Here is an 18,068-nt window from a genome sequence, read left to right on the forward strand (position 1 = left end):
GGCGGCCCCTGCCCCTTTTTTTGCAAATCGCGGCACGGGAATCCCGGCCTCCTTTGTGGCACTACCGGCTCTTCGGCAACGTCTGCGCCGGTCAGCTCCACGAGGGCCCAGGCTGCCCCCCCACAGTCACAATTGGTTTTTAGACTTCCATAATATGGAAATGCATTTTCCCCTTGTGGAAAGTATGTGATCGGGGTTACTTTTGGGCAAGGCCACGCTCCCGCCGGCCGTTCCCGATTTGATAGGCAAAGGTCAATGAAGATCCCCAACCCTGAGGCACTGAAGGCGAGTTCGGTGCCCGCGAAGAAGAAGCGGCTGTATAAGTCGCTTTTCTTCCAGATCCTGATCGCCGTCGTGGCAGGTGTCCTCATCGGACATTTCTGGCCGGACCTTGGCTCCCAGCTGAGGCCCCTCGGAGATGGCTTCATCAAGTTGATCAAGATGATCATCGCGCCGCTGATCTTCCTGGTGATCGTTACCGGAATTTCAGCCGTAGGCGACGTCAAGGCGGTAGGACGGGTGGGCGTCAAGGCCCTTGTCTACTTCACAGCAGCAACTCTTTTTGCACTGGTCTTCGGGCTGATCGTTGGCAATATCGTGCAGCCCGGCGCCGGCCTGAACATCGATCCATCAACACTGTCGCAGGCGGACCTGGACGCCAAGACGGGCTCGGCGGAATCCAAGGACGCCGCTTCCTTCATCCTGGATGTCATTCCGGCCAGCGTCATCGGCGCCTTTGCCAGCAACAGCCTCCTGCAGGTGCTGTTTTTCTCCGTGTTCTTTGGCGCAGCCATCGTGGTGATTGGCCGCCAGCGGTGCATGCCCGTGATCAGCCTGATGGAAACGGTCCTGGAACTCATCTTCAAGATCATGTCCTGGATCATGAAGGTGGCACCCATCGGCGCATTCGGCGCCATGGCCTTTATCATCGGCCAGTACGGCCTGGGCACGCTCAGCACGTACGCCAAGCTGATTGCTGCCTGCTACGGCGCGGCCATCATCTTCATTGGCCTGCTTTTCCTGGTGGCGTGGAGCTTTGCCCGCGTCCCGCTGTGGCACTTCCTCAAATACACGCGGGAGGAATTCCTCCTGGCTCTGGGCACAGCATCCACCGAGGCGGTGATGCCGCGGATCATGACCAAGCTGACCAACGCCGGCTGCTCCCGAGCCACCACAGGCCTGGTGGTCCCCACGGGCTACTCCTTCAACCTCGACGGCGCCGCCATCTACCTGTCCATCTCCCTGCTGTTCCTGGCGCAGGCCTTCGGCCACAACCTGGACCTTGGCCAGCAACTGGCTGCCCTCGGCGTCCTCCTGCTGACCTCCAAGGGAATGGCCGGGGTTCCCGGTTCCTCCTTCCTGGCCCTGTCCGCCACCGCGGCAGCACTCGGCATCTTCCCGGTGGCCGGCGTTGCCCTGCTCCTGGGCGCGGACCGGCTGATGGACTCCATGCGGGTGGTGGTCAACCTCCTGGGCAACTGCGTGGCCACGTTCATCGTCTCCAAGTGGGAAGGCCAGTTTGACCGCAGCGTAATGCTGCGCGCCTTCAAGGGCGAGATCACCAACCACGATTCCGCCATCATGCTGGGCAAGGAGGAGGACTTCGAGGGCCAGGAACTCCAGCGGCTCAGCGAAGGGCAGGATCCCTCGCCTAAGTTCCGCGGCGGCCCGCACCCGGGTGAGATCCCGCAGTTCCAGATGAGCAAGGCTGCCCGCTCGGACGCACGCACCCCCGAGTAGGACAGCGGACCACTGGGTCGGCCTTTGTTGAGCGGCCGACGGCGGGCGGGGCCTTCGCGGCCCTGCCCGCCTTTCGTTTGTGCCGGCTGCGTCCCGGCTGTGCCGGCTGCCCGCGTTTCGTTTGTGCTGGCTGCGCCCCGGCTGTGCCGGCTGCCCGCCTTTCGTTTGTGCTGGCTGCGCCCCGTCACGTAGTGCCTTTCCACGGCACCCGCCGCCCGGTCCGCGCCCGGGACTGCCCCTTGTGGAATAATCCGAGGTAGTGGTCCTTACCGGACCGCTCCACAAACGAGGGACCGACTTGGCTACATCCGGGAGCAGTGCACAGGCGGCGAGCGCCCACATTAACAACTCGCAGGTCCCCAAGCATGAGCAGTTGCGGCTGATCATCCTCAAACTGGCCAAGGACGAACTGGAGCCCGGGGCCCGCCTGCCCAGCGAGCGGACCCTGATGGATTCCTACGGGGTCAGCCGGATCACGGTCCGCGCGGCCATCGGCAGGCTGGTGCATGAAGGCCATCTGGTCCGGGTGCCGGCCAAGGGCACGTTCGTGGCGGACTCGCCGGTCCAGTCCACCCTCCACCTGGCCTCATTCACGCAGGAAATGGAAGCCATGGGGCACATTCCCAGCACGGTGGTGCTGGTGGCCGAGAGCGCACCCGTACCTGCTGATACGGCAGAGGAACTCAGCCTGGCCACTGGATCCGCCGCCTTCCACCTGCGCCGCCTCCGCCTGGCCGATGGCCGCCCGGTCAGCGTGGACGATGCCTGGTACAACCCCGAACACGCTCCCGGGCTGCTGGACATCGACCTGACAGGCTCGGTCTACAAGGCACTCGCTGCGCAGTTCGGCCACCAGATCGACAGGGCCCGGCAAAGCGTCAGGGCCGAGGGCGCACCGCCGGACATCTCCGCCCTCCTGGGCACCGGCACCGGCGCTCCCGTTCTGGCTTTCGACAGGGTTTCGTGGTCCGGGCCCCTGGCCATCGAGCACTCCCGCTCCTGGTACCGTTCCGACCGCTACTCCCTGAACATGGAAGTCCGGCTTTAGGCAGCGCCGGGGCAGGTTGCGTCGCAACCCGCCCCGGCACGCCGATCAGCCGGCCAGCCAATCAGTCAATCAGCCGATCAGCCAGTCAGCCGATCAGCCGAGGGTAAACAGCGCTTCCCCCGAAGCTACTGCGCCGCCCGCCACGAGAGTCGCGGTGTCCGGCTTGGTGTCCAGCACCACAACGGGACTCACCAACGAGTAGCCGGCGGCCAGGGCTGCGGTGGGATCCACGCGCATCACGGCGGCACCGGCCGCAACGGTATCGCCCTGGGCAATATGCAGCGTGAAGCCGTCGCCCTTGAGCTTGACGGTGTCGATCCCCACGTGGGTCAGGACGCCCTGCCCTGACTCCGCCACCACCACAAAGGCGTGCGGCAGGAGCTTGACCACTTTTCCCGCAACCGGGGATACGACGTCGAACGCTGCTCCTGCAGGCGGCTCGACGGCGGCGCCGGAACCCACCATCTGGCCGGCGAATACCGGGTCCGGCACCTCGGTGAGGGGGACGACGGCGCCGCTGATGGGAGCGAGGACGGTGAGGGTGCCTGCCACTAGAGCAGGTCCTCGATGTCTTCTGCGAGGTTGTCCGCCTCGGGGCCCACGATGACCTGCACCGCGGTGCCGGCGGTCAGCACGCCATGGGCGCCGGCAGCCTTCAACGATGCCTCGCTGACCAGCGACACATCCTTGACCTCGGTCCGCAGCCGGGTGATGCAGGCCTCCACCTCAAGGATGTTGGCGGCGCCGCCCAGGCCTTCAATGATTTTCTCTGCTTTGGACATGGCTGCCCTTTCTGACGGTGCCCGTTGGAGCACGTTCTCAACACCGGACCGGCGGCCCTGATGCGACCAATTATGGCGCCCCGTCCGCTGGTGAGCCTCCTCGCCGACGGACTTCAGGGCCTCCTTGACAGGGTCCCGTGGGATGAATCACACTGAACTGGTCATAACCAGACAGTACCGGCTGGAACCGTCTCTCCACAAGCCCCCACCCGAACCCGCAGAGGTGCCACCATGTCAACATCCGAGACCACCGCCCAGGCTCCAGAGAAGAAGCCGAACCGGGCCTTCGCCGTCCTCCAGCGCCTGGGACGCTGCCTGATGCTTCCCATCGCGGTCCTGCCTGCCGCCGGGCTCCTGCTGCGCATCGGACAACCCGACCTGCTCGGCGCCATCCCAGGGTTCGAGGGCGGCGCCGCCGTTATCTCCTCCGCGGGCAACGCCGTCTTCACCTGGCTCCCGCTGATTTTCGCCGTTGGCATCGCCATCGGCTGGGCCAAGAAGTCAGACGGTTCCACCGCCCTGGCCGCCGTTGTGGGCTACATGGTGATCGACGGCGTCTTCAAGGCGATGTCCCCGCTGGTCCTGGCCGGCCAGGTGGACGCCGGCGGCAAACCTTCCATGATCAACTACGGCGTCCTGGCCGGCATCGTGGTGGGCCTGCTGTCCGCCATGCTGTGGCAGCGGTTCTACCGGACCAAACTGCCGGACTTCCTGGGCTTCTTCAGCGGCCGCCGGCTGGTTCCCATCCTGACGTCCATCACCAGCCTGGTGGTCGGCGTCGCGCTGGCTTTGGTGTACCCCATCTTCAACTCGGGGCTCTCCGCGGCAGGCGAAGCCGTTGCCGGAAACCCTGAACTCGGCGGCGGGATCTATGGCTTCGCCAACCGCATGCTGCTGCCGGCCGGCCTGCACCATATCCTCAACTCGGGACTCTGGTTCCTGATCGGCGACTACACGGACGCCTCCGGCCAGCTGGTCCGCGGCGACCTGAACCGCTTCTTTGCAGGCGACCCCACGGCGGGAGTCTTTATGACCGGGTTCTTCCCCATCATGATGTTCGGCCTGCCCGCCGCCGCACTTGCCATCTGGCGCCACGCCAAGCCTTCCCAGAAGAAGATCGTCGGCGGCATCATGCTTTCCACGGCCCTCACCGCATTCTTCACCGGCATCACCGAACCGCTCGAATACTCCTTTATGTTTGTCGCCTTCCCCCTCTACATCGTGCACGCTGTCCTCACCGGCACATCCATGGCGCTGGTGAATGCCCTGGACATCCATCACGGGTTTACGTTCTCCGCCGGGCTCATCGACTTTGTCCTCAACTTCGGCAAGTCCGAGAACGGCTGGCTGCTGATCCCCATCGGCCTGGGTTACGCAGTGATTTACTACTTCCTCTTCTCGTTCGTCATCAAGCGCTGGAACCTGCGCACCCCCGGCCGGGAAGATGACGAGGTCTCCGTGGAGACCGAAGCCGCCAAGTAACGCCCCATCCTTATCCACTCCACACGAAAGCAGCTTTCCCGCATGGAAATCGTCATCCTCCCTTCCCCCGCCGAGGTGGCCCGCAAGGCCGCCGATGCCATCGAACAGTACGTCCGGCGCGGCCCGGCCGTCCTGGGCCTCGCCACCGGGTCCACCCCGCTGGGCACGTACCAGGAGCTCATTGAGCGGCACCGGAACAGCGGCCTCGGCTTTGGCCAGGCCCAGGCGTTCCTCCTGGACGAATACGTTGGCCTGCCTGCTGCGCATCCGCAGTCCTATCATTCGGTCATCCGGGACGAGTTCACTGACAGTGTGGACTTCGCCGCCGGCGCCGTGCACGGACTGGACGGCATGGCGCAGGATCCGCAAGCCGAGGCTGCGCAGTACGAGGAACGCATCGCCGCTGCCGGCGGGGTGGACATCCAGATCCTGGGCATCGGAACGGACGGGCACGTTGGCTTTAACGAGCCCATGTCCTCCCTGGCGTCCCGGACCAGGATCAAGACCCTGACCCGGCAGACCCGGAAGGACAACGCCAGGTTCTTCGACCGGGAGCAGGACGTTCCGGACCATGTCCTGACGCAGGGGCTGGGCACCATCGGGCAGGCGCGGCACCTGCTTCTGCTCGCCATGGGTGCGGCCAAGGCGGACGCGATCGCCGCTGCTGTGGAGGGGCCGCTGGCCGCCATTTGCCCGGCGTCCGTCCTGCAACTGCACCCGCACGTCACCGTGCTGGTGGATGAGGCCGCGGCGTCGAAGCTCACGCACCAGGACTATTACCGGGACACGTTCAGCCGCAAGCCGGCCTGGCAGGGACTCTGAGCATGCCAGCCGTTCCTCCAGCCCGGACGCCTGCGCTGGAACTCGCCGTCGAGGGCCTGGCCGGGGTTCGCCTGGCCGCAGCCGTGGGCGCGGCCCGTGTGGAGCTGTGCGCTGCGCTGGCGGAGACCGAGGGGGTCACGCCCAGCATTGGCGCCGTGGCCCAGGCGTGCGCAGCGGGGGTCCCGGTCCACGTCCTGGTGCGGCCGCGGACGGGCAACTTCACGTACTCGCCGGACGAGCTGGAGGTTGTTGAGCGCGACGTCGTCGCCGCTTTAGCCGCTGGCGCCGCCGGTGTGGTGGTGGGAATCCTCGCGGCCGACGGCGGACCGGACGTAGGTGCCATCCGCCGGATTGTGGAGCTGGTGCGGGAGCGGGACCCGGCTGCGGAGATCACGTTCCACCGGGCGTTCGACGCCGCCTTGGCAGGCGGCGCCGATCCGGCGGAATCCCTGGCCAGGCTCGAGCAGGCAGGCGTCAACCGGGTGTTGACCAGCGGCGGCGGTGCAGACTGCGCCGCGGGCCTGCCCATGCTGGCCCGACTAGTGGAACTCGGACGGACGCACGCCCCTTCTGTCCAGATCATGGCAGGGGGCGGTGTGGGCCTTGGGTTGATCCCCGCCCTCCTCCATAGTGGTGTGCATGCCGTTCACACCTCGGCCCGGCCACGGACAACCTCCGGCCCGGGCCGCACCAGCCAGCCCGACCCGCAACTCGCAGCCGGCATTTCAGCGGCTTTGACCACAGGAGCACTTCCCGCATGAACACTTCAGGCGCCACAGCAACCAGTGGCAATGGGCTGGTCCTTCGCGGCCGCATCGTCTCCGCGGACCTGGACGTGGCTGACGGGATCATCGCAGTGGCGGGCGGCGTGATCACCTTCGCAGGGCCGGCGTCGGGCTTTCCCGGCGAAAGCGGGCCCGCCCGGCCTGACCGCATCCTGCTGCCGGGCCTGGTGGACCTGCACTGCCACGGCGCACTGGGGGCGGACTTTGCTGACGGTTCGGCGGAAGGCGCCACGGCCGCTGCCCGGTACTTGCACAGCAGGGGCACCACCACGCTCCTGGCCAGTGTGGTGACGGGACCACCGGCGCAGACGCTCCGGAACCTTGAAGTACTGCGGCAACTGGCGGCTGACGGGCTGATTGCCGGGTCGCATCTGGAGGGACCGTTCCTCTCGTCCGGGCAGTGCGGCGCTCATGATCCGGCGTTGCTGCTGGAACCGGACCTGGACCTGCTGGCCGCCATGATGACGGCGGCCGGACCCACGCTGGCGTCCATGACCCTCGCTGCTGAGCTTCCCGGCATGGCGGGCGTGGTGGAGTTGCTGACGCGGCACGGGGTGATCCCTTCGCTGGGCCACACGGCGGCGGACAATACCGTGGCGGCGGAGTTCCTGAAACAGGCTGCTGCCGGGCTGGCTGAGTTCGCCGGGCTCGCTGGGGCTGCCGCGTCCATGGGCGGCGCCGGGGTACTCGGATCGGCCGGGTCTGCTGAGCTGTTCGGGTTGGGTGACCCTGCCGGTTCCGCTCCGCCGTCAGGCCGGTTGCGGCCCACCGTGACGCACCTGTTCAACGCCATGCCCAGCCTGCATCACCGGTCCCCCGGACCTGTCTCGGCCAGTTTGGGCGCCGCACGCGCAGGTGAAGCCGTGGTGGAACTCATTGCGGACGGGGTCCACCTGGCGCCCGAAACTGTGAAACTGGTTTTCGACCTGGTGGGAGCCCGCAACATTGCCCTGGTCACCGATTCGATGGCGGCCACCGGGCTGCAGGACGGCCAGTACAAACTGGGGCCGCTGGCTGTAACCGTGCAGCAAGGCGTGGCGCGAGTGGACACTACCGGCGCCATCGCCGGTGGCACGTCCACCTTGCTGGACGTGGTCCGGTCGACAGTTGCCGCGGGCATCCCGCTGCAGGACGCGGTCACCGCCGCGACAGTTGTTCCGGCTGATGTTCTGGGGGTCTCGGCACACGTGGGCGGGCTGCGTCCCGCGATGGCTGCCGATGTCCTGGTGGTCGACCCGGATCTTACGCTGGCGGGTGTGCTGCGGCGCGGTAAATGGGTCACTCAGCTGCAGTGATGCGATCAGGGTCCAGCCACGTGCGGGCGTCTGTCTGGCGGTGCCGGTTACCGATTTCGCCCAGCCGCAAGCATCGCAGCCTAAAATGTCAGACCCCCGATGGATGATATTGGTATGGGAAACAGCACCCGGCAGGCAGCAGCAATGGAAGCGGTTCACGCCTCCATTAGCGTCCTGGCTGAGCTGTTCCGCTCCGATCCGGGCACTTCGGGCCTTGCCCTGGAAGCCTCCGCTGCTGGCAGTTGGGCTGCGGACGGTGTCAGCGCGGGCGATTTGAACGCGGCCGGTTTGAGCGCGGCTCATCCCGATGCTTCGAAGAACAGCGCTGTCGACGCTGGGACCGATCTGCTCCAGCGCGCCTACGATGTCCGCCTCGACCGGCTTGCGGAAGTTTCCAGGTTGGAGGCAATGCTCGCGGCGATCAAAGCCCGTGACGCCGCCGAGTGCGCCGAACTCCAATTGGCCATGACCCCTCCTGACGCTTCAGCCCAGACCCGGACCTTCCGGGGGATGTCCGTGGTGGAGGAAGTGGCAGGGGTCCTCACCGTGAGCGCGGCTGCGGCCGGAGCGTTGATCGCTTCAGCACGCCAGCTGTGCACGCTGCCGCTGGCTATGGCCGAACTCGCTTCGGGACGGATGTCGTGGCAGCACGCCCGCATCATTGCGGACGAGACCGACGGACTCGACGCCGAGGCCGCAGCAGAGCTGACCTCCCATTTCCTGGACCCTGACGATACCGATCCGGCCAGGGGCTGCCCCGCCGGAGAGCTGGTCCCGGGCAGGTTCCGGCAGAAAGTCCGGAGATGGCGCGAACGGCACCACCCGGAATCACTGGAAACCCGCCACGCCAAGGGATTCGCGGACCGCCGCATCGAATTTTCGCCTGACCGGGACGGCATGGCCTGGGTCTCCGGATTCCTTCCCGCTACGGCCGCGTCGGCCATCTGCAACCGGACCACCTCGCTCGCCAGGGGAACCCAGGGGCCGAACGAACAGCGGACCCTTACCCAGCTCAAGGCCGACATCTTCGCGGCCGCGCTTTTGGGCAATGGAGCCAGCAAGGCCTCCCAAGCCGGGGACTTTGAGGAAAGCGCTGGCGGTTTCAGGGAACAGGAGGTTCGCGGCGCTGTCAACGACGTCCAAGGGCTCCCTGGCGATCACGTCAACGACGTCATTCCTGACGGCACCGCCGGTTTCCGGGACCTGAGTGAAGTTCCCGTGCCTGCGGCGCAGGTGCTGGTCACCGTGCCGGTGTTCTCTTTGCTGGGCGTCGGCGATGAACCCGCAATACTGGATGGCTATGGGCCGATCCCGGCGTCGATGGCACGGAAGTTGGTGGCGGAGGGCGCCAGCTCGTTTTATCGCGTACTGATCGACCCCCGCAACGGCGCACCGCTGGAGATTGGAAGGAAAAGCTACCGCCTCACGGAAGCCATGAAGCGGTGGCTGCGCTTACGGGATGGAAAATGCCCGTTTCCAGGGTGCAGCAACCCATCCCTGGACAACGAGGCCGATCATCTCCTGTCCTGGCACAACGGAGGGACCACCGGCATCAGCAACCTGGGCCAGCCCTGCCGCAAACACCACCGGCTGAAACACAACAGCGCCTGGCGGCCCACTGCGGCCACCAAAGATGAGCCGCCCGGCTGGATTTCCCCCTCGGGCAGGCAGTACAAGAGTGAGCAGCAGGACTGGGAGCCTCCCGAATGGCCACCCGGGCTGCTGCCCGGCGATCGAAGCCCCTTCGAAGAAGCGCTGGTACTGCACCTATCCGGCTGATGGGCCGGCGGCCCGGTCAAACGTAGACCCACGACCCACACCTCAGTCCCCCGCCCCCAGGACCCAGTACCCACGACCCAGCGACCCAGCGACCCAGGCTTAGTCGGCGCCCGGCAGGCAAACTTCCACAAGCCCGTCGGTGATCCGGGAGCTGAACAGCGGCTGGCGTGCAGTTGCAGGCCCGGACAGGACCTCCCCCGTCCGCAGCGCGAAAGTGCTCTTGTGCCAAGGACACACCACACAAGGCTGGTTGTCCCCGGCGGTGCCGCCCGGAATTTCGGCAGCGGCCTTCAGTTTGCCTTCATGCAGCGGACCGGACAAGTGGCTGCACACATCGGACAGCACGTTGATGCGGTTCCCCTCGCGGTGCACCAGCAAGGGGATCCCAGCCACATCGCGTTTGGTAAGTTTGCCATCCGGCAGGTCCGCCAGTGGTGCCAGCTTGTGCCAGCCCTGCGGGAACCGGTGCGGGATTTCCTCGCTGTGGTTCACGCCGGCAGCTTGCCGGTACGTAAGGTGACCGCCCAGGAAGCCGCCTGCGCTTATGGTGCCGAGCCCGAGATAGGCCAGCGCTTTGCCGCTGCCCTGCCGCCCGCGGGCACGCTGGACCAAGGACGCGGCGTAAATCGTCGTTGCGGCAATATTGGCTGCGGCATGGACCAGTCCCACCCGCTGCTGCTGGGGATGCAGTTCGGACCAGTCGGTAAAACCGGCCACCGCTGCCGGCACTGCGCTCAGCGCTCCGACGCCGACCAGGACTGCCGACGCCCGTTCATTTCCCGGCAGGGCGTCCAGGACGGCCGCCGAGATCCAGGCACCCATGGGCACCTGCACCGCCAGCGGGTGCACGGGGTGCCCCACAGGAACGCCATGCAGGACGTCGCGGGCCCAGCGGGGCCGGATAACGGTCTTCACCACTTTCCTGACCTTCTTGGACACCGGGTCCAGCCAGGCAGCGTCCTCAAGGCGGGCGACAAGTTCCAGTGCAGGCAGCGGCATCATACCCGCCCCGTACCCCGTTTTGCGGCCGACAGACGGGATCCGCAGGAAACTTTGGCACCGGTAAAATTCTTCGGCACCAGCGGGAACTTTGGGCCCTGCGCAGTTCCATGGCCAAGGACACCTAGCGCAGTGGCGATCCAACGACGTTGAAGCGGAATCCGCCCATCTCCCCGGAAAGCAGCGGCCTGGCTTCTGCAATCGCGGCCTGGACACTGTCCAACTGCAGTGATGCCTGGTGCGCTTCAGCAGATTCCCAGAGTTCGCTGACGAACACGGTGTCCGGCACATCGGGGTTGACGCCCACCTCGTACTGCAGGCAGCCGGCCACCGAAAGGCCAGCGGACGGACGGGTAAGGATGGCAACCAGGGCGTCCTGATGGCCTGGCTTGGTTCCGAGCGTTCCCACGTTTGCAAAGGTCATGGGAACAGTCTGCCGCACGGCAGCGACAGGAAGGCCCAGCCCCGATCAGCAGCGCCGCGCCTAGGCTTGCTCGAACCAGCCCCGGGCCGGGTTGCTGACGGCAGGGACCGAGCGGCGAAGCTCCGGCTGGGCCGCCCAGCCCACACCGTTCGCCAGGACCCGCTGGATCTGCGGGTGGTGGTAGACCGGGTATTCCTGGTCGCCGGGGCTGAAATAGAAAATCCGCCCCTTGCCGCGCGTGAACGTAACGCCGGAGCGGAACACCTCGCCGCCGGCGAACGAGCTGATGAAGATCAGGTCGTCGGGGTCAGGGATATCAAACAGCTCGCCGTACATCTCCTGCTCCGGGATAACGATAGGGCTGTCCACGCCCTCTGCAATGGGGTGCGACGGTTTGACGGTCCACACCAGTTCACGCTCGCCGTCATTCCGCCAGGCCAGGGAGCAACTGGTGCCCAGCAGCTTGGTGAATATCTTGGCGAAGTGCCCCGAATGGAGCACAATAAGCCCCATTCCGCCCAGGACGTGCCGGTGGACGCGTTCGACGACGGCCTCGCTCACCTGGCCGTGCGCCACGTGGCCCCACCAGAGCAGCACATCCGTCTCGGCGAGGGTTTCTTCATCGAGGCCATGTTCGTCGTCGGTAGCGAGGACCGCCGTGGAGATTTCCGACTCCGGGTAGAAGGAGCGGAGCCCCGCTGCGATGGCACCGTGGATGCCGTCAGGGTAGATTTCCCCAATGTGGGCGGGCTCGTTGCGGGCCTCGTGGACGCCTTCGTTCCAGACGCGGATTCTCAGCTTGTCGTTCATCAGAGACGAACCTCCTTTTGCTCCTGCGCCGATTGGTAGCAGGCGTCGATGATGTGGGCGCGGGAGAGGGCCAGGGATCCGTCGTGCCGTCCCCAAACTTCCGCCCCGCCGCGGACTGCGGCCACAAAGTCCTCCACCACCGCCTGGTGTGCCCGGCCCGGCACGGCGGGCGGTACGTAGTCGGCATTTTCGCCGTCCTTGTCCGTGAAAACCTTCAGCTCACCCACGGCAGCCATTGGTGCGCCCTGAACCTTGAGCTCAGCGCCGCCGTCGGTTCCGTAGACCGTGAAATCCAGCAGGTCCTCCACTTCCCGGTAACTGGCCCAGCCGGCTTCGAGCAGCAGCGTCGCACCGCCCTCCAGGCGGAGGAACGCCGAGGCGAAGTCCTCCACCTCAAAAGGATGGCTGGCTGCCATGGCGGAGTAACGGTTGTTCCCGCCCCGCCCCCGTGGCCCAAGCTCGGAATGGGTTGTGGCGGACACCGCCACCACTTTGGGTTCGCCCAGAAGGTGCAGGGCATAGTCGAGGGCATGGACTCCGATGTCGGCAAGCGGCCCGCCTCCTGCAAGCTCAGGGTTGGTGAACCAGCTTCCCATCATCGGGATGCCGGCCCGGCGCAGCCATGATGCCTTGGCGTAGTACGGGCGGCCCACACCGCCGTCGTCGATTATTTGCTTCAGCGCCTGGATATCGCCGCGGCGCCTGTGGTTGAAGGCGACGTCCAGGACCCGCCCGGCCTTGCGGGCAGCGTCCACCATGGCCCGGCCTTCGACGGCGTTACGGGCCAACGGCTTTTCGCTCAACACATGCAGGCCCTGCTCAAGGGCCGCGATGGAGATGGGGGCGTGCAGGAAGGTGGGTACCGCAACACTGATCGCGTCCAGGCCGCCATGCTGGAGCATCTCCTCCCAGCCGTCGAATGCGCTGGGGATCGAGTATTCAGCCTGCAGCGAGTCACGGAGGTCCTTCTCCATCCCTGCCAGCGACACTATGCGGACGCCGTCCATCCGGCTGTAAGCAGCCAGGTGCTGCTGCCCGGCCCAACCGATGCCAACAACACCCACCCTCAGTTCTCCACCATGCTCCTTCGGGTCAGGCGCCTGCTGTCCGGCAGGCCGCTGTCCGGGCTGCTGACTGGTGGGGTGCTGTCCGGGCTGACTGGTGGGCTGCTGTCCGGTGGGTTGCTGTCCGGTGGGCTGTTGGTTGCTCACACTTGGTTCCTCTTCTATCGGGTCGCGCTGTATTCGGGTCGCGGGAAATTTGGGACGGTCCCAGAGGGTTGGAATCGATTCCAAAGATCTTCCAAAATATCGACTCCAACCCGTGGAATCGATTCCAAACAAGTCTGGCAGCGGACTCGTGGGACTGTCAACCCCCTTAGCCCTTCGTCGAATCCCGCACCACAAGCTCATGGGGAAGGAACACCCGGCCACGGCGGTGCGCGCCGGGCACGGTCATCCGCTCCAGGAGTTCCGCGAAAGCCACCCGGCCCATCTCGTAAGCAGGCTGCCGCACGGTTGTCAGTTCCGGGACACACATCTCCGCCTGGGCCGAGTCATCAAAACCCGCAACGGCGATGTCGTGCGGCACCCGGAGCCCGGCGTCCGTAAGTTCACGGACGCAGCCGGCCGCCGCAATGTCGGTGCCGCAAAACACCGCATCCGGAAGATCCCCAGCCGCCAGCAGCTCCCTGGCCAGCCTGCGGCCGGCGTGGAAGCCAAAACCGCCTTCACCTGACAGCACCCGCCCTGACGGCAGGCCGGCGTCGGCAACGGCCTGCCGGAATCCGGCCTCGCGCAGCCGGCCTGAACGGGCACTCCGGTGCGCGATCATGGCCAGCCTTCGCCCGCCGGTGTCGATCAGGTGGCGCGTTATGTCATATGCGGCCTGGCGGTCGTCAATGGAAACGCCGAACGCCGCGTCGGCGTCGACGATTTCGCAGACCTGGACAACACTCAACTGCCCGGCCACCGCGTCAACATCCTCGTCCGGCATGGTGGGCGAAAACAAAACCATCCCATCCACGGACCCGTTCCGGAGCATGTCCACCAATTGCTGCTCCCGCTCCAGGTCGCCGGCAGTCGCAGCGATCAGGCTGACGTAGCCCGAGTCAGCCGCCGCATCCCCCACCCCGCGGAAGACTTCACTGACCACCAGGGACTCCAGGTTCTTGGCCAGCGCCAAAACACGCATGGTCCGGTCCCTGCGGAGGTCGCGGGCTGAGGCAAGCGGCCGGTAGCTGAGCCGGCGGATTGCCTCATTGACCTTTTCCCTGCTTGCCGCACTGACAGCCGGACTCCCATTCAGGACCCGGGACACCGTGCCAACGGACACACCCGCCGTTTTGGCGACGTCCTGGACTGTCGCTCGAGCCATTCGGTTTGTCCTTCCGCGACCAGTAACGATGGTCCTTGCCGCCACGTCCCGCCCTGCCTTACGGCGTTCCTCAGCATAGCCGCCGCGGGAAAGCCTACAATCCGGGACCTGCAGCCGGCGGTGGGCATCACCGCAAACACCACAAATCACAGCCGCAGGCCTTCCCACCGAAGACAGCGGCCGGCGGTGCGCCCGGAGCGGCCAGGGCACCCCCGGAGAGGCCCGGCAGCCAGCGCCGCCACTGATTCAAACGTCAACTTTTGGTTGACAAAAGCGGACGACGCCGGACATCCTTGAGTATGCGCAACCTACTCGTATCCTTGCTCGTAGCAGTCGCGGTGGCCGTTGCCGTAGGGCTCCTGACGGGGGCGGGATGGCCGGGTTTCCTGATGGGGGCAGTCTGGGCGCTATCGCTCTGGGTCATGCTGTTTTTCGGCTCGTACACCACACCGCGCCGGGGCTACGTCCAACCGGCCGTATATGCTGCCGCCGCCGCGGCTGCCGTGGCCCTGGGCTTCGTATTCTTCAGGACGGGCGACGGAAATGCTGCGTGGTGGGCTCCTGCCTTCATCATGGCCGGCGCCGTCTTCCCGGCAGCATGGACAGCCGCCAAAGCAGGACGGTCAGGGAGCCATGGACGCGACGGATGACCCCTCCGGTCTGGCCGCCGTGGCAGCTGCACGGGACCAACTGGATATTGCCCGGCGGGATCTGCGGGAAGCCGTGGACACTGCCCGTCGGGACTATACGTGGGCAGAGATCGGCGGCGTGCTCGGCATGAGCCGGCAGGCGGCATTTAAGCGGTTCGGTTCGGCCAGGGACCCCAGGACGGGAGAAACCATGCAGGCGGGAATGAAGGCCATGGATGTGGCGGCACGGACGGAGCAGGTCTTCCGGCTGGTGGACAGCGGCGACTACGGATCGCTGGCGCCGATGCTGACCGACGATGCCGCTGCGGTACTGACACGCGGCCGGGTCCTGGGCACGTGGGCGCAGGCTGTGGCAGACACCGGTAACCTCGTGTCCTTCCACGGGACCGGCGTCGAGCTTCCAGACGGCAGCTCCCTGTCCCCCGGCGAGGAAGCGACAGGCACACTGGTGGGACACACAATGATCGACTGCGAAGCCGGGCAGTGGGTGGGCCGGGTGGCTTTCAACGCGGCCGGTCTGATCACCGGGCTCCTGATCGTTCCGCTGCAGCACGGCGAGCTGCCCTTCTAGCGTGACTGGCCCGCGGCATGTTCAGTCCCCGCGCCGGATCAGCCTAACTCCGTCAGGCCGCCCGCCGCCGTCGGGGTTCTTCCGGCCGTTTTCCCGCACCGGCATCCATTGATGGCCCCCTGACCCGCGCCGGTCTAGGGTGGACCGATGAGGAAGTGGATCAGGGAACACCCCACCCGAGCCGCGGTCCTGGTTTTCCTGGCCGTGTGGCTGCTCATGATGGGCGTCAACGTGGCTGTGCACCGCAGGCTTGATGATGCGCTTTTCAATTCAACGTTCTACGCCTTGTTCATGGCCGGCGGCATGTACCTGCAGCAGAAGCGGATGCGCAAAACCGGAGCCAAACTCGCTGCCGATGGAAAACTCCTCCTGTGGATCCGCTACCCCGATTCCCGGCCCGGCTCCTTATCCAGCATCTGGAACATGGTGGTTACCACCGCCGGGCCCGGAGAAACGGTGTTTCAACCAGCGGTGTACGACACAGCAGAGCCCTCCGGGCGGCCCGTGAAGCTGCGCGTCCTGGAACTGGCAGCCCAGCGGCGCGAGACCACCGGGCAGGACCGCAAGTACATCACTGACCGCAGCGTGCTGGCAGTCATGGCGGCCACAGACAAGGGCCGGCTGGAGATTGCGGGCACACCCGAAAACCTGGACCTGCTTTCTGCGGCAATAGCATCCGCTGCCCGCTCCAACGAAAGCGATGCCGCATGACCCAGTATGTCCGGGACCAAAACGGGTACGCAGACCTGCGAAGCTACGCCGCCATCGGCGATGGCCGCACCATAGGGCTGGTGGCGGCCGATGGCCGGATCGACTGGCTTCCCTTGCCGGGCCTGGACTCGGTCATCCCGTTCGCCGCCCTGCTGGACGCTGCCGGCGGCGGATATCTGCAGCTTCAGCCCACGGAGCCCTTCACCACGGAGCGCAGCTACCTGGGCCGGACCAATGTCCTGGTGACAACGTTCACCACGGCCAGGGGCCGGGTGCGTGTCACCGATTCGCTGAACACGGGGATCGCAGGACGGTTGCCCTGGTCTGAGCTTGGCCGCCGCATCGAGGGCCTGGACGGCGAGGTGCCCATGCGGGCAGTGGCCAGGCCCGGAACTTGCCTGGGCCGGGTGTCGCCGTGGATCCAGGACACTGTCCACGGGGTGGTCCTCCGGCTCGATGGACTCACCATGGCGGTCCGGTCCGCAGGCGAGGACACCGTGGGCTGGGATGATAAAAGCATCACGATTGACTACACGGCCACCGCCGGTTCCCGGGCGATTTTTGGCCTGGTCGCCACGGAGGGCGAACCCCTCCTTATTCCCGCCCCGGAGACTGTGGACGAGGGGATCGACAGGACCATAGAAAAGTGGCAGCGGTGGAGCTCCTCCTTTAACTACGAGGGCGGGTTCGCAGCCCAGGTACACCGGAGCGTGCTCACCTTGAAGCTCCTGATCATGGGCGACGAAGGTTCGGTTGCCGCTGCGGGCACCACCTCCGTGCCCGAAAGCCTGGACGGCGGCAAGAACTGGGACTACCGCTACGCGTGGGTCCGCGACACGGCCTACAGCCTTACGGCGTTGTTCCGCTTTGGCCTGCGTGAGGAGACCCATGCCGCCATGTCATGGATGCTCAGGACCATCCGAAACAACAATGATTATCCTGCCGTGATGTATCGCCTGGACGGCTCTGCCTGTATTGACGATGTGGCCAATTACGACGTTCCCGGCTGGCGCGGCATCGGCCCTGTCGTGACCGGCAACAGGGCTTCTGGCCAGCTGCAGCTGGGCGTCTTTAGCGACGTCTTCAGTATTGTCACGCTGTACGTGGACCACGGCAATGTCCTGGACGCCGCCACAGGCAGGACATTGGCCACCATCGCCGATTCCGCCTGCGATGCATGGCAGCGGCGCGATGCCGGGATGTGGGAGCTTACCGAACCGCAAAATTACACCAGCTCGAAGATGGGGTGCTGGCATGCCCTGCAGCAGGCAGTCCATCTCGCTGAGTTGGGCCAGATCCCGGGCGACCCCTCCCGGTGGCGTGCGGAAGCTGAACGGATCCGGGCATGGGTAGAGGAAAACTGCTGGTCGGAAGAGCTGCAGGCCTACGCCTGGTATCCGGGGTCAACGCAACTGGATGCGTCAGTCCTGCTCCATGCGATCAGCGGGTTTGACCGTGGAACACGCATGAGCGCAACCATTGATGCGTTGGACCGCGAACTTTCCGCAGGCCCGCACCTGTACCGCTTTTCCGGCGCAGAGAAGGAGGAAGGAACGTTCGTCGCCTGTTCCTACTGGATGGTCTCCGCCCTGCACTTCTGCGGCCGGACCAACGAGGCCCGGGCCAGGATGGCTGAACTGGCGGGCACCGCGAACGACGTCGGAATCCTGGCTGAAATGTTCGACCCCGCTGACGGATCGGCGCTGGGGAACCTCCCGCAAGCCCTCAGCCACCTGGCCCTGATCAATGCAGCCATAACGTTGGACGGGCCAGTCCCGGACTAGGTCCCGCCAC

General features: G+C 65.9%; 18 protein-coding genes. 11 read left to right on the top strand and 7 right to left on the bottom strand.

The window, feature by feature from the left end:
* Positions 1–255 precede the first annotated feature (255 nt).
* On the top strand, positions 256–1,740 hold the full coding sequence (gene dctA / locus ACU18_RS12435; RefSeq protein ID WP_050685982.1) for a C4-dicarboxylate transporter DctA: 1,485 nt from the start codon (positions 256–258) through the stop codon (positions 1,738–1,740).
* Positions 1,741–2,038: 298 nt separating this feature from the next.
* Positions 2,039–2,788, top strand: coding sequence for a GntR family transcriptional regulator (locus ACU18_RS12440; protein ID WP_050685984.1), 750 nt, complete (start codon positions 2,039–2,041; stop codon positions 2,786–2,788).
* Positions 2,789–2,881: 93 nt separating this feature from the next.
* On the opposite strand, the gene ACU18_RS12445 is transcribed toward ACU18_RS12440, so the two are convergent.
* The gene (locus ACU18_RS12445; protein ID WP_050685986.1) at positions 2,882–3,340 is read right to left on the bottom strand and encodes a PTS sugar transporter subunit IIA; all 459 of its coding nucleotides are present in this window, start codon (positions 3,338–3,340) and stop codon (positions 2,882–2,884) included.
* Positions 3,340–3,570, bottom strand: a complete 231-nt coding sequence (locus ACU18_RS12450) for a glucose PTS transporter subunit EIIB (RefSeq protein ID WP_050685988.1) — start codon at positions 3,568–3,570, stop codon at positions 3,340–3,342. The genes ACU18_RS12445 and ACU18_RS12450 overlap by 1 nt, the downstream gene beginning before the upstream one ends.
* A gap of 231 nt (positions 3,571–3,801) precedes the next feature.
* Between ACU18_RS12450 and ACU18_RS12455 the strand changes: the two genes are divergently transcribed.
* The 5 genes from ACU18_RS12455 to ACU18_RS12475 all read left to right on the top strand — a co-directional run bounded on the left by ACU18_RS12455 (position 3,802) and on the right by ACU18_RS12475 (position 9,733).
* Complete coding sequence (locus tag ACU18_RS12455) at positions 3,802–5,052, top strand: PTS transporter subunit EIIC (protein ID WP_050685989.1); 1,251 nt, start codon at positions 3,802–3,804, stop codon at positions 5,050–5,052.
* 42 nt (positions 5,053–5,094) lie between these two features.
* The gene (nagB, locus tag ACU18_RS12460) at positions 5,095–5,874 is read left to right on the top strand and encodes a glucosamine-6-phosphate deaminase (protein WP_050685990.1); all 780 of its coding nucleotides are present in this window, start codon (positions 5,095–5,097) and stop codon (positions 5,872–5,874) included.
* Positions 5,875–5,876: 2 nt separating this feature from the next.
* A complete protein-coding gene (locus tag ACU18_RS12465; protein WP_157407694.1) occupies positions 5,877–6,635 on the top strand; it encodes a copper homeostasis protein CutC in 759 nt (252 codons plus the stop codon).
* Positions 6,632–7,954 carry an N-acetylglucosamine-6-phosphate deacetylase gene (locus ACU18_RS12470; RefSeq protein ID WP_050685992.1) on the top strand — a complete coding sequence of 441 codons (1,323 nt, stop codon included), beginning with the start codon at positions 6,632–6,634 and terminating at the stop codon, positions 7,952–7,954. Before ACU18_RS12465 ends, ACU18_RS12470 begins: the two co-directional genes overlap by 4 nt.
* Before the next feature lie 114 nt (positions 7,955–8,068).
* Positions 8,069–9,733 (top strand): HNH endonuclease signature motif containing protein, encoded by a 1,665-nt coding sequence (locus ACU18_RS12475; RefSeq protein ID WP_050685994.1) that lies wholly within the window; start codon positions 8,069–8,071, stop codon positions 9,731–9,733.
* A 99-nt stretch (positions 9,734–9,832) separates the two neighbouring features.
* Here the strand turns inward: ACU18_RS12475 and ACU18_RS12480 are convergent, their stop codons facing one another.
* From ACU18_RS12480 to ACU18_RS12500, 5 genes are all read right to left on the bottom strand, one after another.
* A complete protein-coding gene (locus ACU18_RS12480) occupies positions 9,833–10,735 on the bottom strand; it encodes a Rieske 2Fe-2S domain-containing protein (protein WP_050685996.1) in 903 nt (300 codons plus the stop codon).
* 121 nt (positions 10,736–10,856) lie between these two features.
* Positions 10,857–11,156 (bottom strand): putative quinol monooxygenase, encoded by a 300-nt coding sequence (locus tag ACU18_RS12485; RefSeq protein WP_050685998.1) that lies wholly within the window; start codon positions 11,154–11,156, stop codon positions 10,857–10,859.
* A gap of 60 nt (positions 11,157–11,216) precedes the next feature.
* Positions 11,217–11,966, bottom strand: coding sequence for a ThuA domain-containing protein (locus ACU18_RS12490; protein ID WP_050686000.1), 750 nt, complete (start codon positions 11,964–11,966; stop codon positions 11,217–11,219).
* On the bottom strand, positions 11,966–13,036 hold the full coding sequence (locus ACU18_RS12495; RefSeq protein ID WP_050686037.1) for a Gfo/Idh/MocA family protein: 1,071 nt from the start codon (positions 13,034–13,036) through the stop codon (positions 11,966–11,968). The genes ACU18_RS12490 and ACU18_RS12495 overlap by 1 nt, the downstream gene beginning before the upstream one ends.
* 307 nt (positions 13,037–13,343) lie before the next feature.
* Complete coding sequence (locus ACU18_RS12500; protein ID WP_050686001.1) at positions 13,344–14,342, bottom strand: LacI family DNA-binding transcriptional regulator; 999 nt, start codon at positions 14,340–14,342, stop codon at positions 13,344–13,346.
* Positions 14,343–14,662: 320 nt separating this feature from the next.
* Between ACU18_RS12500 and ACU18_RS12505 the strand changes: the two genes are divergently transcribed.
* From ACU18_RS12505 to ACU18_RS12520, 4 genes are all read left to right on the top strand, one after another.
* Entirely contained in the window at positions 14,663–14,992 is a 330-nt protein-coding gene (locus ACU18_RS12505) for a hypothetical protein (protein ID WP_157407696.1), read from the top strand.
* Positions 14,976–15,563: a hypothetical protein gene (locus tag ACU18_RS12510; RefSeq protein WP_050686003.1), complete on the top strand. Its 588-nt coding sequence runs from the start codon at positions 14,976–14,978 to the stop codon at positions 15,561–15,563. The genes ACU18_RS12505 and ACU18_RS12510 overlap by 17 nt, the downstream gene beginning before the upstream one ends.
* A 147-nt stretch (positions 15,564–15,710) precedes the next feature.
* Positions 15,711–16,274, top strand: a complete 564-nt coding sequence (locus ACU18_RS12515) for a hypothetical protein (RefSeq protein WP_050686005.1) — start codon at positions 15,711–15,713, stop codon at positions 16,272–16,274.
* A complete protein-coding gene (locus ACU18_RS12520) occupies positions 16,271–18,058 on the top strand; it encodes a glycoside hydrolase family 15 protein (RefSeq protein WP_050686007.1) in 1,788 nt (595 codons plus the stop codon). The genes ACU18_RS12515 and ACU18_RS12520 overlap by 4 nt, the downstream gene beginning before the upstream one ends.
* Positions 18,059–18,068: the final 10 nt, after the last annotated feature.

Origin of the sequence: Arthrobacter sp. ZBG10 (genome assembly GCF_001238605.1) — a bacterium.
Classification (GTDB): domain Bacteria; phylum Actinomycetota; class Actinomycetes; order Actinomycetales; family Micrococcaceae; genus Arthrobacter.

Excerpts from the sequence above, each read along its gene's own strand:
- ACU18_RS12515 (WP_050686005.1), top strand. The coding sequence starts at position 15,711 with ATGAGGAAGTGGATCAGGGAACACCCCACCCGAGCCGCGGTCCTGGTT.
- nagB (WP_050685990.1), top strand. The coding sequence starts at position 5,095 with ATGGAAATCGTCATCCTCCCTTCCCCCGCCGAGGTGGCCCGCAAGGCC.
- ACU18_RS12470 (WP_050685992.1), top strand. The coding sequence starts at position 6,632 with ATGAACACTTCAGGCGCCACAGCAACCAGTGGCAATGGGCTGGTCCTT.
- ACU18_RS12520 (WP_050686007.1), top strand. The coding sequence starts at position 16,271 with ATGACCCAGTATGTCCGGGACCAAAACGGGTACGCAGACCTGCGAAGC.
- ACU18_RS12490 (WP_050686000.1), bottom strand. The coding sequence starts at position 11,966 with ATGAACGACAAGCTGAGAATCCGCGTCTGGAACGAAGGCGTCCACGAG.
- ACU18_RS12500 (WP_050686001.1), bottom strand. The coding sequence starts at position 14,342 with ATGGCTCGAGCGACAGTCCAGGACGTCGCCAAAACGGCGGGTGTGTCC.
- ACU18_RS12455 (WP_050685989.1), top strand. The coding sequence starts at position 3,802 with ATGTCAACATCCGAGACCACCGCCCAGGCTCCAGAGAAGAAGCCGAAC.
- ACU18_RS12465 (WP_157407694.1), top strand. The coding sequence starts at position 5,877 with ATGCCAGCCGTTCCTCCAGCCCGGACGCCTGCGCTGGAACTCGCCGTC.
- ACU18_RS12450 (WP_050685988.1), bottom strand. The coding sequence starts at position 3,570 with ATGTCCAAAGCAGAGAAAATCATTGAAGGCCTGGGCGGCGCCGCCAAC.
- ACU18_RS12510 (WP_050686003.1), top strand. The coding sequence starts at position 14,976 with ATGGACGCGACGGATGACCCCTCCGGTCTGGCCGCCGTGGCAGCTGCA.
- ACU18_RS12485 (WP_050685998.1), bottom strand. The coding sequence starts at position 11,156 with ATGACCTTTGCAAACGTGGGAACGCTCGGAACCAAGCCAGGCCATCAG.
- dctA (WP_050685982.1), top strand. The coding sequence starts at position 256 with ATGAAGATCCCCAACCCTGAGGCACTGAAGGCGAGTTCGGTGCCCGCG.
- ACU18_RS12480 (WP_050685996.1), bottom strand. The coding sequence starts at position 10,735 with ATGATGCCGCTGCCTGCACTGGAACTTGTCGCCCGCCTTGAGGACGCT.
- ACU18_RS12475 (WP_050685994.1), top strand. The coding sequence starts at position 8,069 with ATGGGAAACAGCACCCGGCAGGCAGCAGCAATGGAAGCGGTTCACGCC.